The following is a 16,977-nucleotide window of genomic DNA, read 5'->3' on the forward strand; positions in this document are numbered from 1 at the left end:
GCGTCTTCGCCCAGCATGTTCGCCGCGATCGACGACAGGATGGTGGACGACGCCCGAAGCACGAGCCGGCCGCGCTGCGGGCCACGGAACTCCACCGACACCGCGACGTCGAGCGGGGCCGCGGCCTGTTCCGGCGAAAGCTCATGCTCCGGAAAGAGGAGCGCGAGCTCCTCAAAAGTCGCTGTCGTCGCTCGCGACAGGGACTGGACCGTAGTACTCGGCATCGGTGACTCCAGTAATACGCAGAATGGTGTCGCGCAGGGTCTCCGGCGCGAACGGCTTTCGGACAATCGCCGCGCCCAACTCATGGAGCGCCGCCAGACGGGTCTCACTGCCCTCCGTGGACACCACGATGACGGGTAGCGAGGCGGTTTCCGGTGCGGCACGAAGACGCCGTAGCATCTCTTCGCCATTCATCACCGGCATGTTGATATCCAGGAGCAGTAGGTCCACCCATTGTTCCTGGAGGACGAACAGTCCTTCTTCGCCGTTGCCGGCTTCGAAGACCGTGCCCAGCGGAAGACCACTCATCCTGAGGGTGCGCACGACCATCTGCCGCATAACGGCACTGTCGTCGACCACGAGAACGTTAAAGGCCATGAGTTGGTGTCCGTTGCATCAGAGCTTGCTTTCGGCGCCATTGATCTTGAGCGTGACCTCGCCTGTGGTCACGTCCACCCACATCGTACGGGACGTCTGCACGCCCCCTGTATCGTTCGCATGCACCATCACGCCGTTCTTCCACAGCAGCTTGCGCAGCGCGATCATGTTGCGCTTGCCGATTTGGAAACGGTCGTCTTCTTCACGAGCACCGGCATGCGCGCCGCCAGCCACCCGTACTTGCATGCGTTCTTTCTTCGCGCCCAGCTTGTAGCATTCTTTGAACAGGAGCGGCACGCCACTGTCTATGAACATGGCGGGCTTCTCCTTCATCTTGGCTTCGTCGATGGTCCCTGTGGGCAACATGACGTGCAGCAGTCCCGCAACAGAGACGACCGGGTCATACACCACGACACCAAGACAGCTACCAAGGGCGTAGGTGATCAGTCGCTGGCCCGACGTATTGGAGACTTTCACGTCGGCGACGCCCACGACCTGATCGACCGCGCGCGCAGGCGCAATCGTACCCACGTTACTTCGCGTAGGCCGCAGGCTGCACATACCGGAAGCGGTGTGTGAGGCCGGTGAGACTTTCCGAGTGCCCGACGAAGAGATGTCCACCGGGGCGAAGCAGCTCCCAGTAGCGCTCGACGAGCTGCTGCTGGGTGGCCTTGTCGAAGTAGATCATGACATTGCGACAGAGAATGGCGTCGAACGGCCCCTGCATCGGCCACCGTTCCATCAGGTTCAGCTTCGCGAAATGGACCAGTCGCCGCAACGGCTTGCCCGCCTCGCACGTCTCGCGGCCCTGGGGGTCGCGCTGGCGCGTCCAGTATTTCTGCATCCATGCCGACGGCACGTCGGACATGTTCTCGGACGGATACGTCGCCGCTTTCGCCGTGGCCAGCACGCGATGACTGAGGTCGGTCGCGAGAATGCGCACGTCGCGCGTGGCGATGTCGCTGAAGCTCTCGTTCGCGAGCATGGCGAGCGTATACGGCTCCTCACCGCTCGAACAGCCCGCGCTCCAGATCCGGACCGGACCTTTCAGCGTGGGGAAGACCGCATCGCGCAGGAAGTCGAAGTGCGACGCCTCGCGCAGAAAACTGGTCTTGTTCGTGGTGAGCGCATCGATCATCTCGGCGAACTCGCGACGGGACGGCTCCCTCTCCACAAAATCGAGGTAGGCATCGAAGTCGGGCAGATCGAGCTTGCGGAGTCGCTTGGCCAGGCGGGCGCGCACGAGCCCCTCCTTGCCTTCGCGCATACGGATTCCCGCATGCTCGTGGAGCACGTCGGCGATACGCGCAAACTGCGCAGGCGATATTTCGCACTCGGTGAAGAGTGCGTGACTGGACATCGAGGCGGGCATTGGTCAGACGGCGTGTGACTGCGCGGCTTCGAGCGCCGCCATCTCGCTGGTGGCGAGCACCTTGTCGATATCGAGCAACAACTTCACGCGTCCACCGGTCTTGCCGATGCCGAGCAGGAACTCGGTGTGGATGCCGAAGCCGAAGCTTGGTGCGTCTTCGATATCCGCCTCGGCGATCGCGACGACTTCACTCACGCGATCGACCACCACACCGGTCATGATGCCGCGCATCTGCACGACGATGATACAGCTGTCTTCGGTACCGTCGTGCTCCATGCCGAACTTGCTGCGGAGGTCCGTGATCGGAATGACCTTGCCGCGCAAGTTGATGACGCCGCGCACGAACTCCGGCATGCGGGGCACGCGCGTGATCGGCTGCATGCCGATGATCTCACTCACCTTCAGAATCTCGAGGCCGTACTCTTCGCCAGCGAGAAAGAACGTAAGATACTTACCAGCGCGGGCCTGGGCCGCGCCGATGGGAATCGATTCAGTGTGCGTGCTCATGGCTCGCTCGAAATGGAAAGAGGGTATCCGGGTCCGATGACCCGTACGGAGGATGGCCTGATCAGGCCGCGAGCAGACGATCGCGACGCACCGGCGGCGGCTCGTGGCTCTGCGCCAGCGCCACCGTCTCGGAGACGTCCAGAATGAGGCCCACGCGACCGTCGCCCAGGATGGCACCACCGCTCACGCCCGGCACCTTGCCGAGGCCGTCACCGAGGGTCTTGGCTACGACCTGCTGCTGACCGAGGAGGTCATCCACCAGAAGTGCGGTGCGGCGATCACCGTCGCCGACGATCATGAGCAGGCCGTCGAGCGGCGACTGTACGGCGCCAGTGACGTCGAATAGACGGTGCAGCCGGATGATGGGCAGCAACTCGCCGCGCAGCAGTACGACTTCCCCGCGTCCAACCACCGTTGAGAGCATAGCTTGCTCCGGGCGGAAGCTCATGTGGATATGCGTGAGTGGTATCACGAAACGTTCATCGCCGACGCGCACGAGCATGCCGTCCGTCACGGCGAGCGTGAGCGGGAGACGGATGGCGAATGTGGTGCCCTTGCCCGGCGCCGACGTGATGTCGATGCGGCCACGAATCTTCTCGAGATTACGACGCACGACGTCCATGCCGACACCACGACCGGAGATGTCGGTGATCTGTTCAGCAGTGGAGAAGCCAGGCGCGAAGATCAGGTTGAACACGTCGCTGTCGGTCATGCCCTTGTCGCTGTCGATCAGCCGCTTCTCAATCGCCTTCTTCACGATCTTGTCGCGGTGCAGACCACGACCGTCGTCCTTGAGTTCGACGACGACGTTACCCGAGGCATGATAGGCGTGCAGACGCACTACACCGAGACGCGGCTTACCGTTCGCTTCGCGCTCGTCGGGGCCCTCGACGCCGTGGTCCACCGCGTTGCGCACCATGTGCACGAGCGGATCGCCAAGCACGTCGACCATATTACGGTCGATCTCCACATCGTCGCCTTCGGTGACGAACTGCACCGTCTTGGATGCCTTCGACGCTGTGTCGCGCACGACCCGCGTGAGCTTTTGGAAAGTCGCCCGCAGGGGCACCATGCGCATCGACATGCTGAGATCCTGCAGCTCACGGACGATCTTGCCCGCGTGCGTGACCTTGCGCAGCAGATCGTGCTGCTTGCCAGTGCCGAACAGTTCATCGCCGGCGATGATCGACTGCGCAATCACCAGCTCGCCGACCATGTCGATCAAGCGGTCGAGCCGATCGGTTCGCACGCGGATCGTGGCGTCGGCGTTCGACTCCACCCGCGCCTTGTTCCCGGTGCCGTTGGTGGCGGCCACAGCCGACGTCGTCGACGCAATCGTTGGGGTGGATCCTGTGGCAATGGGGAAGATGTCGTCGGCGTCGGCGACGACGGACGCGGAGGGCGTCGGCAGCGACACCCCGTCGGCGTCGCGCGCAGGATCGTACCCGGCGAGTGCGTCGAGCAGTTCGTGATAGCCACCGGGGATCGGGAGCTTTCCGTCGCCGTTCAGCCCGGTCTCCACCGACACGAGTAGCGCTTTGAGCATATCCGCCGAGCGCAGCGCGAGGTCGGCGCAACCCTTGGTGTACGCGATCTCCTTGTCGCGCACGCGGCTCAGCAGCGATTCCGCTTCATGCGCGAACGCGGCAATGCGGGGAAGTCCCAGGAATGCCGATGTGCCCTTCACCGTATGGAACGCGCGGAATACGGTGTTGATCGCTTCGTCGTCGTCGGGAGACTCTTCGAGTTGCAGCAGAGCCACTTCGGCGTTGACCACACATTCGTTGCTCTCCGTGATGAAATCGGGGAGCAAGTCACGGTCGGCATCGTCGGGTAGCTGATCGACGCCCACGTTGTGCTGCGGTGAGCGCTTCGGCTCGAACGGCACAACGGGCTCGTCGAGCTCGAAGGTGGGCACGCTGGCGGCTACGGCGGCGGCGGTCGTGTCTCCAGCGCGCGCCACCACGCGATCGGCCGGGGACACGCTGCCCTCACTCGCCCGCATCGCTTCCTCAATGGCGCCGCTGACATCGGCGAAGGCCGCCGGAATATCGGGCGCCGTACCATTGATGATGGTGCCAAGCACGCGCGCCGCGCGAGCCACGAAGGGCTGCGCACGGTGCGGTACGCGATTCTCGAAGGCGAGATCGGTGAGCGCTTCACGCAGCATCGTGAGATCGGCGGTATCGGTCGCTTCCAGCTGCATCAGCAGCGTGGCGGCATCATCGAGATTGAGTGAAGACACGGGCGAATCGTCGGAGGTCTGCATTCGGTACCCAGGTGGGCACGATCATCACTGTGCAGTATCGGCTTGCATGTCCGTCAGGTTTACCACTACCCGCAGATTCGACAGGGGCAGACGACGAACGGCCCGTACCGGTGAAGGCACGGGCCGTCGTGGTCACGCGTCGGAGCGCCGGGGGCGCTACGCTGCGGTAGCGCGTACGGTTGTGAAGATCTCGTCGGCCAGCGCCTGGCGTGTCTCAGCGTTCAGCGTCGTGGCGTTCGGATCGTAGGTCGCCTCATCGGGCGCACTATGCCCCCCTACGGAGATGATCTGCACGTGGTCTGCATTGTGGCCGAAGAGCTTCGCCACGTCGAGCAGCCGGGACTCCATCTCCACCAGCACCGCCGACGCGTGCGACAGTTGCTGCGACGTGATGTCCTGGAACTGGAGGGCGCCCATCATGAGGAACAGCTCGTCGCGCAGGTCGGCGCGGATTCCGCCCGCCTTCTCGCGATCGGGGCTCGCTGCGGCATCGATGGTATCAAGCTCGTCGACCATTTGCGTAGCGCGGTCGCAAGCGTCCATGATGTTGGTGGCCGCATCTTCCGTCGCGGACGTGACTTCACGGATCTTCTCGTGCGTCGTCGCGAGTTTCTCGAGTGCACTCGTCTGCAGCGCCGCGCGGCTTTCGCGTAGTCGCGACAGCACGTTCAGAATCTGAGCGTTCGCTTGTTCGAGAATCTGCGGGAGTTCCGACAGCGAGAGCATAGGAACGACTCGCGCCGTCGTCTCCGCTGCGTCTCGAACGTCATGCATGCCTGTCAATTCTTTGTCGACGAGGCGAAGGGCCGCTTCGGACTCGTACAACACTTCCTGGGCACGGGTGCTGGTCATTGGACAGATCCTCAGGCCGCGGCGGCCGGGAGGAGCGCATCGATCTTCTCCTTCAGCACCTGCGGAGTGAAAGGCTTGACAATGTAGTTGTTCACGCCTGCTTCCATCGCCGTCAGGATATCTTCCTTTACGGAACGCGCCGTTACCATCAGAACGGGCACATGTCGCCCATCATCACGCGACCGAAGCACTTTCGTGAACTCGGTGCCGCTCATGTTGGGCATGTTCCAGTCCGTGATCACGAACTGGATCGAACTGTCGAACTTCGCCAGCGCTTCCTGGCCGTCGCCGGCTTCGACGGTGTCGCTGAAGCCGATGCGCTGTAGCGAATTGATCACGATGCGCCGCATAGTCGCGGAATCGTCCACCACAAGGAACTTCATACTGCCGGTCTCCTGATCGTGCCGGTCGGAGTGGGCCGCAGACCTACAGATCGCCGCGCGTCAGAATACGGCGCGCTACCTGGTCCACGACATCGAGAGTGTTGTGGGCGCCCGTGAGCACCTTCGTGCGTAGCTCGGCCACACGTTCCGGGTTCAGGGCGTTCGCCTGCTCAGTGTTCAGACGACGACCCGCGTCCGAGATCTGGACCGAGTCCGACTTGACCGGCTTGGTGGCCGGTGACTGCGTGATCTCCTGCGCGGGACGCTGTACGGCAGGGCTGCTCGTCGGCGTCGGGCGTAGTGGATCGAAACTGCTTCCGTTAATTCGCATAGGGGTTCCTCCTCATTTGGGACTCTCGGCAGGAATGGCGCGTAACTTTACAGTTCGAAGGGATTTCCTTATCCCGGAACGCGACGTCCCTGTCGCCCACGTGGTGCAGGTAGAGCCCGGTCGAGAGCAACCAACGGTCTCGGCGTTCGCGCGGGGTAGCAGATGTCGAGCGTAGGTGCCGGAACATCCATTTTCGACAGATCTTGCTGAAAGTGCACAGCGGCCCCCGTATGCCACGGCTTGCCATCCGTGCCGCTTATCAGGTACGCCGCCCGCAACCGCAGCAGTTCGACCTCGTCATGCTCCATCAACGCCTCGTGCCAGGCCGCCTGATCGAGCTCGTGCATCTTCTCCTGTAACAGCGAGCTGAACGCCTCGGGGGTGGCCGGTTTCATGGACATGTTCGCCAGGACTCCGGTCAGCGGAACCGATCGACCAGATGTGCTCCGGCCGCCGCTCCGTATCCGAGTCCGGCACTGCTCGCACGCTGCACGGCATCGAGCTCACGCCGGATCTCGTCGGTCCGGCGCGCCACCTTGGCGGCCAGCTCCATGGTGACCCGGTGCGACGTGCTCAGCGCCGCGGAGACTTCGGTGAGCATCGCGTCCGCGGCATCGACCGCCCGTTCCGTGGCCGCATAGAGGGGGCTATCGGCGGTCGGGCGCTCGAGACGCAGCATCACCAGATGCTCGCTGAGATCCTGCAACATCTCATCGCGCTGTTCGAGAAGGCTGAACAGACGGTCGTCATCCTCACCGACTACTTCGACGGCTTCGCGGGCGAGCGCGTCGGCGCTGGCACAGATCGCCAGGGCGCCGCGGGCGGCCGCCTGGCGGCCCTCGGGACCGCGACGGCCGAAGCGTGCGCTACGAATCGTATCGAAGGCGTTCATGATCGAATTTCGAGTCACGCGGTCTTCAGGCGTACGCCCGGCGATACCGACTGGGCGGCCGTGGTGAAACCATCGCGGAGCGCGGTGGCAATGTTGACCAGCTTGCGCAGCGTGACCACATCCTTCCGCTGTCCGATGTCCACCAGCTCGTACAGCATGAACTGGTACAGATCGGCCAGCTGCGTTGCGAGTGCACCACCTTTCTCGAAATCGACCGTGGCCAGCAGCTCACCGACCAGGCCGCGCGCACGGCGCAGCGACGTGACACGCAACTCGATATCGTTGCGGTCCATCGCGATCCGCGCACGCTCCAGGTTCACGACCAGTTGCTCGAACACGATCACGACGAGTCGCTCGGGAGATGCCGACTGGATCTCCATTTCGCGATACGACGAGGACTGGCTGGCGTAGGACATCAGGACGGTGGCTGGAGTCAGGACAACTTCGGGAACTGCGTGTTACTCCTGAGTATCGGCAGTTAGTTGTTGCCCTGAAGTCCCTTCACGCTCGAAAGCAGCGAGCTGCTCTGCGAGTTCAATCGGCTCATCGCCTCTTCCATACGTGTAAACTGCGATACGAGCTGCTCCCGCCTGAGTTCGATACGCTTTTGCGCGTCGGCCTCACGCTTCTTCAGCAGAATCGTGGTTTGATTGATGTTCTTGAGCTGCGCGCTGATCGTACCGATGCCGAACTGCGTCGCATTGTCGGATGCAGTCACGAACGCCTGACCCACACCGGAGAATCCGAAGAGGGCTTCAATCTCCGTAGGCTTGTCGGCAAGTGCCGTCTTGAACGTGTCCTGGTTGAACGTCAGGATGCTGTTGCGGTCGAGCGTCACACCGGCGATCGTGAGCTTGTTGTAGGTCACGTTACTCGACACGTCGGTACGCAGCGCGTCCTGAAACGTGCTCACAACACCTCGCAGCAGCGTATCGGCGTACAATGGCGCATCGGAAAGACGCTGCTCGTCGAAAAACTTCCGGATCTCGTTGTACGCGTCCACGAACTTCTGCACGGAGTCGACCGTCCCCTTCACATCACGATCGATGGTGACGTCGATCTCGGTGCCGGGTTCGGCGGTGCTCAAAGACAGTGTCACACCGGCGATAGCATCGGTGATGTTGTTGGTCGACCGCGTGATCTCACGGCCATCCACACGGATCACCGCAACCTGACCGACCTGCAGCGCGCGGCTGCGTCCGGTGACTGACGTGGCGGCCGCGCCGAGTGAGCCGGTGGTGCCGTCGGCGTAGGTCACCGACATCGCCAGCGACAGACGCGACGCGCCGCCGGTCGCATCGGTGAGACGGATGCGACCGTCGCCACCGAGGGCCGCGGTGGCCGTACGCGTACCCGAACCGAAGCCGGTGGTCGCATCGTTCACTTTGTTCAGCAACGTCTGCATCGTGTCGCTCGCGCCAACCACGAGCCCGATCATCACGGCGGTGCCATCACCCCGCATCCCGCGAATGTTGATCGCATCGCCGACCGCGAGATTCGAGGCCGAGCCGCCGAACTTGAGCCCCACCAGCGACGTCGAGGCACCAGCCACGGCATCGGCTGCGTCGGTGTACACCGGCGTCTGCACCGTCTGCTTCACACTGCCGGAGGTGCCGGCAGCAAAACCGAGGGCGTCGATCACCGCCTGCGAGTTTACATCGCCGTTCACGGCCGTGACGTTGCCGTCGACCACCAGGCGATAACGTGTTTCGCTGCCGTACACCTCGGGCTCCACCGCCGCCGCGCCACCAGCGGCGTTGATCCTCGCCGCGATGGCGGCGATCGACTCCGTCGCGAGGTCCGCGGTAATGACCGTGCTCCCTACCCGGATGCTCGCGGGCTGCGGGGACACTGCCATGCCCAGCGCCACCGCGGCGGCGGTCGTCGCCGAAGATATCGGTTTCGAGCGCGTGTCGATAAAGCCGAGCTCGCGCGCCATGCCACCGGTTCCATCAGCGATGGTCACGCCGCCCGTACCGGCGGTCTTGGCCGTCAGCACCAGACGACCGGCGGTTCCACCATCGCTCACGATGGCCGCCGTGACGCCGACGTTGGCGTCGTTGATCTTGGTGCGAATGTCGCCAAGCGTATCGGTGCCGACAATATCGATCGATGTCCCGTTGATGGACATCGATCCCGTCAATCCACGCGCCGCCGTGGTATCCGAGACCGAGCCGCCGCCGATCTTCGCCGTGTCGGCGAGCTGCAGCACCTCGACGCGATAACGCCCCGGCGTCGCGGTGAGCGAAGCCGTGGCAGAGAGCAGCGTGCGAGACGTGCTCGGACTCGTGGGTACGGTGGCGAGAAAGCCGCCGAACCCGGTGCGCCGCAGATTGCGCGCATTCGTGTTCAGCGTTTCGACGAGGCCCTGCATTTTGGTCCACGCCGTCTTTTGCGCCGCGCGCTTCGTGATACGATCGGTAATCGGTTTGACTTGGCGGGATTCATACGCTTTGATCGTCGTGTCGACGATGTCGCCCCACTGAATACCGGTGCTCAGTCCACTGATGTTGATCGGACTCGACATGCTTGCCTCCGAACTGCTTTTCTAAGGCCATACCCCGAGGCCGGCGAACTCGCCGACCCCGGGGTTAATCACCCACTGGAGAACTTCGGGTTTAGCGGAGGAGCTGGAGAACGCTCTGGCTACCTTGATTCGCCTGCGACAGCATGGCCTGTGCAGCCTGCGTCAGGATGTTGTTCTTGGTGAAGTTGGCCATTTCTTCCGCCATGTCGACGTCGCGAATCGTCGACTCAGCCGCGCGGACGTTCACGACCGCAGACTTCAAGTTCTGCACCGTGTAGTCGAGCACGTTCTGACCGGCACCGATGGTGGCAAGCGTGGCGTTCACCGCGTCGAGCGCCGTGTCGGCGTTGGCCAGCGTCGACGACGCCGTGAGCGCGGTCAGCGTAAGCGCCGCATTGACCGTGACCGTACCATTCGAAGTCGAGTCGGAAACCTGGAACACCAGCGAGGCAAACACCGAGGCGCCCTGGAAGTCCGCATCCGCGAGGATACGAGCCGACTCAGTCTGGAGCGTGGCGATTTCGGTACCGAGCGTGGCCGACACGGTGCTGTTGTTACCGGTCGACTCCTTCTGCGTGATCAGTTCCTTCTGACGTTCGATGATGCGCTGGATCGTGGACGCTGCACCTTCCGCGATCTGGAGCATCGCATTACCCTGCTCGGCGTTCGACGCCGCCTGTGTCAGCGAGCGGCTCTGCGTACGAAGCTTGTTCGCGATAGAGAGACCAGCCGCATCATCAGCCGCACGGCTGATCTTGAGGCCAGAGCTCAACTTCCGCATGCTGTTCTCCGTCGCCATGTTGTTGACGAAGATGTTCTTCGAAGCAGTGATGGCGCCGACGTTCGTGTTGATACGCATGAAACTATCCTCCGTGATGTTTACTCTGAGGCATCCGTGCCTCGCCCGGATCCGACTATCGAATCGCGGTCACAGTGTATTGTCGTCCGAGCTCAAAAGAACTTGAGTGGGAGATTTCGAATGACTCGGCACTCCGGAACACCTCGTCACAAAACCGACACGTCACTCACGTCCATGGCCGACATCGTCACGCCCGCGGTCGCCCGTCGATGATCGTGCCGTTCGATGTGGAATCGACGCTCGCCGCCGGCCTTTCCGCACTCGAGGGTGAGCGCTTCACGGAGGCGGCCGATGCGTTCGCCCGGGTACAGCAGGAAATGCCGCAGGAGATCGCCGTTGCGCTGATGGTGGCCAATGCTTGGCACCTGTCAGGCGACGCGGTAGCCGAGCGCGAGGCGCTGCTGCACACGTACCGAGCATCTATAGACGACGCCGACGACGCCTCGGTGTACCAGCTCGGTGCCGCGCTGCTCGATGCCGGCGCACCGACCGAGGCGCGTCGCTGCTTCGAGCGCGTGGTGCGGCATCGTCCGAAGGATCCGGCGGCGCTGGGCGCGCTGGCGGGTGCCACCCGGGCGGAGGGCGACCCGCACAAGGCATGGCCCATCATGCAGCGGGCAATGGCGCTGACGTCCAAGCAGCCGGCCCTGCTGCTCACGGCCGCGCAGATTCGCCACGCCCTCGGCGATCTTACCAGAGCGCGCTACTGGCTCGATCGCGCCGAGGCCATTCGCCCCGAGCACAGTCCCACAAGATTGCAGCGCGCGCTCACGTCGCTGCTTGGTGGTCCCACCGCTGCTGGCTGGGCGGACTTTGAGCATCGTGGCTTGCCGACGCCGCCGAGCACGGGAGCCTCGCCATGGCATGGAGAGCCGCTCACCGGGCAAACCATCCTGGTCACGTCGGAACAGGGACAGGGAGACAACTTCCAGTTCATCCGCTTCGTGAGCAATCTGGTTGCCCGTGGCGCCAAGCGAGTGGTGGTCGAGTGCCACCCTGGCGCACTCTCGCTGTTCATCGCCAGCGGATTTGATGCCGTCCCCAAGGGACAGGCGTCGGTCACCGATTGGTACGTACCGATGCTGTCGTTGCCATATCGACTGGACATCGGAGCCGATATCGCGGGCGCACGCGTTCCCTATTTGCATGCTGGGGTGCGTCTGGCGCCGAACAGCGCTGGCCAACGCCGACTCGGGTTGGTGTGGCAGGGAAATCCAGCCTTTTTGGCGACGACGCTGCGCGATTTCGATCAAACGCTTTTACCACAGCTGTTGTCTCTGCCGGAGATCGAATGGGTGTCGCTTCAGTATGGCGCGACTTATACCGCCGACCATCATCGGTTGAAGAAACCGGAGATGCTGAGTAATTGGCTCGATACTGCTCGTATGCTGGCTTCATTGGACGGGGTCGTTACCGTGGACACGGGTATCGCACACCTAGCCGGCGGGATGGGGATTCCGACGTTCATCCTGCTCCCGTTCACCCCGGATTGGCGGTGGAGCCTCGGTACGGAGACCACTCTGTGGTACCCGTCGGCGCGGCTGATCAGGCAGCGCGCGCCGCGCGACTGGGCAAGCACGATCGCACCGCTACTTGCCGCCTTGCACTCTGCGTTCGCCTAACTGCGTAACACGAGCCGCTCGGCTTGGGCGCTCCGATCACGCCATAATTGCCGCGAGTGCCGCGAGCAGCGCGTCCGCTGATGCCTCCCAACTGAACCGCTCGGCAGTGGCGATCCCCGCCACGTTCGGCAAGAGCGTGCCGTGCTGACGTTCGGTGTGCACCGCCCGGAGATGCTCGACCAACTGCCCGTGCTGCGCGTCTCCCCACGCCGCCCACGATCCCGTCACCGCCCCGCCCAACGCGGGCTCCAGCGCGTCGATCTCGATGAGACGCGCGTTGGCCGTCGTGAGAAACGCCGTGTGTGCCGTCGTATCGGTTGCGATGACGGTCTTGCCCATCGAGAGCATTTCCAGCGCCTCGAGATTCCAGCCTTCCGCGCGGACGGCAAACACGCCGCAATCGGCGGTCGCCATCAGCTCGGCGACATCGCGCGCGTTCGGCAGCTCGCTGCTCATCACGGTGATACGATCACGCATCGGTGAGGTTCGGAACGGGGCCGCCAGCTCGTCGAAGGCGCTGCGCGTCAGGAACGGGTTGTAGCAATGCAGCACGAGCTGCACCGCATGCTGTGGCGTGAACGCTGCTTCGAAGGCGCGCAGCAACTCGAGCTGCCCCTTTCGTGGCTCCAGCTTGCCGACCTGCAAGAAACGGGTGTCAGTCGTCCTGCCTCTGGCAGCCGATTCTGGAGGCACGGCCTGATGAAAGATCGCGCGATCAACCCCCAGCGGAACGATATGAATCGGCACGCTCACGCCGTTTGCGATGCATACCTGCCTTGCCCACTCGGTGCAGACGATGAGTGCATCCTGCCCCTGGATATGCGACATCTCCAAGGGCGTGAACGTATCGAGTTCGAAAATCGTGAATCCAACCCGCGGTCCGCTTTCCGTGTGCGCGAGCAGATCGAAAGACTGCGACAATCGAACACTTGGTACCTGCGCGCCGATGGACTGCTGTCTCGCCACTGCGGCATCGAGCATTGGGTTGGCCGCCAACCGTCGGTCCAGAGGGCCGATCACCCGCAATGCGACGGGAATTCCACGTGCCTGCATCGCGCGCAGCAGCTGTGAACCCACGACACCGTATCCGGTGCGACAATGGGGCGTGCTGAACACGAAGCCATCTGTCTCCGGCGACCAGATCGGGCGTCCGGTTGCACCGGCGGCGCGGTCATCTTTATCCACCAAAGAGCGCGGCAACGCAATCACGACCGGCTCCGGCTCGTCAAAGCAAGGCAGCAGCACGGCATCCCCGTCGCGCTGCACCAGCGCGCATGGCGCAAATCCGACCGACGCGAGCGTCGATCGCGCTTCCGGCCAGGCAGTAGAGCTGCCGGCATCGCTGACGCACAGCGCGAGCACGCGCTCGGTATCCAGCCACGGCTTGAGCCACGCGCAAACAGCCGCGACCTGCGCCGACTCCAAATGCACGAATACGCGCCCCTGAGGATCGAGTCGGTCTGAAATGGACGACGCCATTCCTGGTTCGAATACGGCCGTCAACTCGTCGAGCCATCCCCCAAGCTGGAGCGCCTCGTCCTGCAATGCCTGCATGCGTTCACCAGAGAGGCCGGCCACGAATACCGTGGGCAGTCCACCAGGCGCGGTGGTTGCGCTCAGGGCGACGAACCCGAACCCCGGGGCAGCATCGACCAGCACATCGCCGGCCTCCATCTGTGCGTCGAGAAACACGCGCACTTCGGACGCCACACCCCCCGCCTCTTCGTCGGCCGCCGCAGCGTTCCAAGCAGGATCGTCAGGAAACGCTGGAATGTGGAAGCGGGGACGATCGTCGTCGGTACGCTGAGCGGACGGAATGGAGGTCGCTGACACGGGCATGAGAACGGGAGAATCGAAGGGTGTAGGAACCACTCTGCCGATGCCCATAAGTACAGATTCTATGCCACGAACTAAGCCATTTCATGACAACGCATTAGATGTTTTCCTGGGAGTTGGACACAGGAAGGAGTGTCCCCCGCACACACAACTCACGGCAAAAACTGCCGTATCAGACGCCTTGCAAAGCACGGCCAAAACTTCCGGTCGACGGCGAAATCAATCGGCCTGCAATCACGTAAGTCTCTGATTCACAAATTCTTACGATACATTTCAGGCGCCGGCATAGCCCTTGCTTTTGCGCGATGGGTATGAATGCCGCTTCTTTTGTCTGGTCTGGTCCCGTGTACGAGCCCACCGGCTACGCCGATGAGGGACGTGGTCTATTGCGTGCCATGGATGCACTCGGCCTGAATGTCGCGCTGCGCCCTCTCACCGAGGAACGGCCGGGCTTTAAAAAGTTGTTGAGCCGTGAGGATCTCGAGACTTTCGCTCGTCAGGAAGCGCGGCAAGTACATCCGGATTTTGCCGTGTGTCGGCATTTCCCGGCCGACGCTTTCATCAGACACGCGAACGCCCGCGTCAGCGTCGGACGTACGATGTTCGAGACGGATTCTTTGCCGGCGCACTGGATCGAACGATGCAACGAGCGAGACGAGCTGTGGCTGCCTAGCCAGTTCAATCGAGAAACGTTCGCCGAGGCCGGCGTACGCACCCCGTCCATCATTGTGCCGGGTGGCATCGATACGACGCGCTACCATGAGGACATCACCCCGCTCTCCGTGCCCGGACTTCGTGGCACCGTTTTCCTGAGCGTATTCGAATGGCGCTACCGAAAAGGATGGGACGTACTGCTGCGCGCTTGGGCGAACGCGTTCGAACCCGACGAAGACGTCACACTGTTGCTGCGCACCTATCCATCGAGCAAATCCGACGGACGCGATCAGCAGACGGTCATCGAGTCGGCGATCGACGAATTTCTGCAGACGAAGTGCGGAAAGTCGCGCCATCAGGTAGCGCCGATCGTCGCGCTCACCGAGACGCTGCCTGATAGTGCGCTGCCATCACTTTACGCGGTGGCGCACGCGTTCGTGCTGCCCACGCGTGGTGAAGGCTGGGGACGTCCGTTGATGGAAGCGATGGCGAGCGGACTACCGGTCATCGCGACCCGCTGGAGTGCGCATCTCGAGTTCATGAACGATGCCAACAGCTTGTTACTCGACAGCGAGGGACTCGAGGAGATCACGGATCCGACGTTGCCGCTTTACGTTGGACAGCGCTGGGCTTCACCAAGCGCGGAACACTGTACAACGCTGCTGCGGCGCGTGCATGCCGATCGCGAGGGCGCTCGTGCAATCGGCGCAGCGGCGCGAGCCGACATGGCTGCCAACTGGACGTGGGAGCGGCCCGCGAAAATCATCGCGGAACGCCTCGCAGAGCTCGCCCCCAGCCGGATCGGTGGTCGGCGCACCGGGTATGCCCAGGGAAGTCCTTCACGATTCATCTTCGACGCGGATCTCTTTTCCGATAGCGATCGACCGCTTGAAGTCGACGCCTTGCTCACGCTGTTACACCCCCATTTCCGCGTCAGGCAGCGCAGCACGACGATCGCCCACCGCCCTGCGTATCACCTGCCCGCCTATGACTGGTACCGCCGACAGGTATCGTCGTCGCACCCGCCCCACCATGACGATCTGACGATCAGCTGGATGCGCCGAAGCGATACCATACTTCCGTCTCGGCCGTCACGCGGGCGATGGATCGTGTCGACCGGTGACTGCGTCCTGACCGCAGTACCGGCCCAACTACTCGCTGCGTTCGACAACGCCGACGAGATCTGGGTTCCGCATGCTGCTGCTGCGGATGCCTGCTTGGCAATTGGCGTCGCCGCCGACAGACTCTGGGTCATGCCGTTGTTGTCGCGCGCGATCGATCCGCGACTCGGATCGACGTGGACGGCGATGCCGCGGATCCCGGAAAGCACGCTGACGTTCGGATTGCTGGTGTCGATGGATGACGAAGTACCAGTGGCCGATGCGCTCGTGCGGCTATGGGAGCGAGCCTTCGCAGCACGCCACGATCGCGCGCTACGCATCTTCCTCGGCTCAGCGCCGTCCTCGGCGACCGTTGAATGGATGGCGCAGCTCATGACTCGATTCCACCTTGCGAGCAGCGACGCATCCGATTACACGTCGCGCGGCAGCGTGCACGTGGTCACGGGCCAGACGAGCGAAGGTCGATGGCCGTGGGCGCTGCGATCGCTCGATGTACTCATTACGCCGCTGTGCGCACCGTCCGTACCGAGCGTGCGACCGATTGCCGCGGCGCTTGGCGTGCCCCTGATTTCAGCGCGTCACGCCGACATGGACACCTGGTGTTCGGTATCCGGAGGCTGGGCGGTTCCGCTCGCCTCCACGGGGCGGTTGGAGTGGCCTGCACTCGCCGCGGCATGTGAGTCGGCCACCGACCCTGCACAACGAACGGAGCGCTCCGCAATGGCAAAAGCCGCGTACGCCGAACTTTTAGACGCGCACGCCTTCGGCAGTACAATCATGGCGCGCATCGAGCGTGTGCGAGCAGGACGCACGCCCATCCAGCACGCAGTGTAGCAAACCCGTTCACTCAGCGAGACATCGTACTGCAAAACACTGGCTGAGCGTGCCCGGACGAAGGGACTACGTGACTCACTTCCATGCAAGCACGTGGATTCGATAGCGATGCTCACGCCAATTCGGGTCGGTGGGCAGAGACGGAGTAATCACAGGCTCCGCACGTGAGAAACCCGCCGCGCGAATCATTCCGCAGAGCGCGCGAACGTTCGGTGACCACCAGTTCGAATCATCGTTGCCGAGCTCCCGACGCTCGAAGAACTCGCAATAGGCACTGTGTTCGCTGCCGCGGATTTCCATGGCCTCGGTTTCGATCAC

Annotated in this window: 17 protein-coding genes and 1 pseudogene; 2 read left to right on the top strand and 16 right to left on the bottom strand. The window is 63.1% G+C overall.

Annotated features, from left to right (window positions below):
- The 14 genes from ACESNG_RS24335 to ACESNG_RS24400 form a co-directional block, all read right to left on the bottom strand.
- A partial coding sequence (locus ACESNG_RS24335; RefSeq protein WP_373071334.1) for a hypothetical protein occupies nt 1-224 on the bottom strand: 224 nt, incomplete at its 3' end.
- Nucleotides 172-600 (bottom strand): response regulator, encoded by a 429-nt coding sequence (locus tag ACESNG_RS24340; RefSeq protein ID WP_373061836.1) that lies wholly within the window; start codon nt 598-600, stop codon nt 172-174. The genes ACESNG_RS24335 and ACESNG_RS24340, both read right to left, overlap by 53 nt.
- Before the next feature lie 18 nt (nt 601-618).
- Nucleotides 619-1,092, bottom strand: a complete 474-nt coding sequence (locus tag ACESNG_RS24345) for a chemotaxis protein CheD (RefSeq protein WP_373061834.1) — start codon at nt 1,090-1,092, stop codon at nt 619-621.
- Nucleotides 1,093-1,132: 40 nt separating this feature from the next.
- Entirely contained in the window at nt 1,133-1,960 is an 828-nt protein-coding gene (locus ACESNG_RS24350) for a protein-glutamate O-methyltransferase CheR (RefSeq protein ID WP_373061832.1), read from the bottom strand.
- A 15-nt stretch (nt 1,961-1,975) separates the two neighbouring features.
- A complete protein-coding gene (locus ACESNG_RS24355) occupies nt 1,976-2,479 on the bottom strand; it encodes a chemotaxis protein CheW (RefSeq protein ID WP_373061830.1) in 504 nt (167 codons plus the stop codon).
- Between the two features lie 61 nt (nt 2,480-2,540).
- On the bottom strand, nt 2,541-4,724 hold the full coding sequence (locus tag ACESNG_RS24360) for a chemotaxis protein CheA (RefSeq protein ID WP_373061828.1): 2,184 nt from the start codon (nt 4,722-4,724) through the stop codon (nt 2,541-2,543).
- Nucleotides 4,725-4,904: 180 nt separating this feature from the next.
- Nucleotides 4,905-5,600 carry a hypothetical protein gene (locus ACESNG_RS24365; protein ID WP_373061826.1) on the bottom strand — a complete coding sequence of 232 codons (696 nt, stop codon included), beginning with the start codon at nt 5,598-5,600 and terminating at the stop codon, nt 4,905-4,907.
- Nucleotides 5,601-5,611: 11 nt separating this feature from the next.
- Nucleotides 5,612-5,983 carry a response regulator gene (locus tag ACESNG_RS24370; RefSeq protein ID WP_373061824.1) on the bottom strand — a complete coding sequence of 124 codons (372 nt, stop codon included), beginning with the start codon at nt 5,981-5,983 and terminating at the stop codon, nt 5,612-5,614.
- 43 nt (nt 5,984-6,026) lie between these two features.
- On the bottom strand, nt 6,027-6,314 hold the full coding sequence (locus tag ACESNG_RS24375) for a hypothetical protein (protein ID WP_373061822.1): 288 nt from the start codon (nt 6,312-6,314) through the stop codon (nt 6,027-6,029).
- Between the two features lie 68 nt (nt 6,315-6,382).
- Nucleotides 6,383-6,715: a hypothetical protein gene (locus ACESNG_RS24380; RefSeq protein ID WP_373061820.1), complete on the bottom strand. Its 333-nt coding sequence runs from the start codon at nt 6,713-6,715 to the stop codon at nt 6,383-6,385.
- A 17-nt stretch (nt 6,716-6,732) separates the two neighbouring features.
- The gene (locus ACESNG_RS24385; protein WP_373071337.1) at nt 6,733-7,224 is read right to left on the bottom strand and encodes a hypothetical protein; all 492 of its coding nucleotides are present in this window, start codon (nt 7,222-7,224) and stop codon (nt 6,733-6,735) included.
- Complete coding sequence (gene fliS / locus ACESNG_RS24390) at nt 7,221-7,622, bottom strand: flagellar export chaperone FliS (protein ID WP_373061816.1); 402 nt, start codon at nt 7,620-7,622, stop codon at nt 7,221-7,223. Before fliS ends, ACESNG_RS24385 begins: the two co-directional genes overlap by 4 nt.
- A 62-nt stretch (nt 7,623-7,684) precedes the next feature.
- Entirely contained in the window at nt 7,685-9,733 is a 2,049-nt protein-coding gene (gene fliD / locus ACESNG_RS24395; protein ID WP_373061814.1) for a flagellar filament capping protein FliD, read from the bottom strand.
- A 91-nt stretch (nt 9,734-9,824) separates the two neighbouring features.
- On the bottom strand, nt 9,825-10,592 hold the full coding sequence (locus ACESNG_RS24400) for a flagellin (protein WP_373061812.1): 768 nt from the start codon (nt 10,590-10,592) through the stop codon (nt 9,825-9,827).
- 209 nt (nt 10,593-10,801) lie between these two features.
- On the opposite strand from ACESNG_RS24400, the gene ACESNG_RS24405 reads away from it, so the two are divergent.
- A complete protein-coding gene (locus ACESNG_RS24405) occupies nt 10,802-12,214 on the top strand; it encodes a tetratricopeptide repeat protein (RefSeq protein WP_373071340.1) in 1,413 nt (470 codons plus the stop codon).
- Nucleotides 12,215-12,250: 36 nt separating this feature from the next.
- Here ACESNG_RS24405 and ACESNG_RS24410 read toward each other — a convergent pair whose 3' ends face one another.
- A complete protein-coding gene (locus ACESNG_RS24410) occupies nt 12,251-14,053 on the bottom strand; it encodes a glycosyltransferase family 4 protein (protein WP_373071343.1) in 1,803 nt (600 codons plus the stop codon).
- 308 nt (nt 14,054-14,361) lie between these two features.
- Here ACESNG_RS24410 and ACESNG_RS24415 point away from each other — a divergent pair, with 308 nt between their 5' ends.
- Nucleotides 14,362-16,659, top strand: coding sequence for a glycosyltransferase (locus ACESNG_RS24415; protein ID WP_373061806.1), 2,298 nt, complete (start codon nt 14,362-14,364; stop codon nt 16,657-16,659).
- A 75-nt stretch (nt 16,660-16,734) separates the two neighbouring features.
- Here ACESNG_RS24415 and ACESNG_RS24420 read toward each other — a convergent pair.
- Nucleotides 16,735-16,977: pseudogene (locus ACESNG_RS24420) on the bottom strand (hypothetical protein); the annotation flags it as partial.

The sequence above is a fragment of the Gemmatimonas sp. genome (assembly GCF_041689975.1).
GTDB lineage: Bacteria > Gemmatimonadota > Gemmatimonadetes > Gemmatimonadales > Gemmatimonadaceae > Gemmatimonas.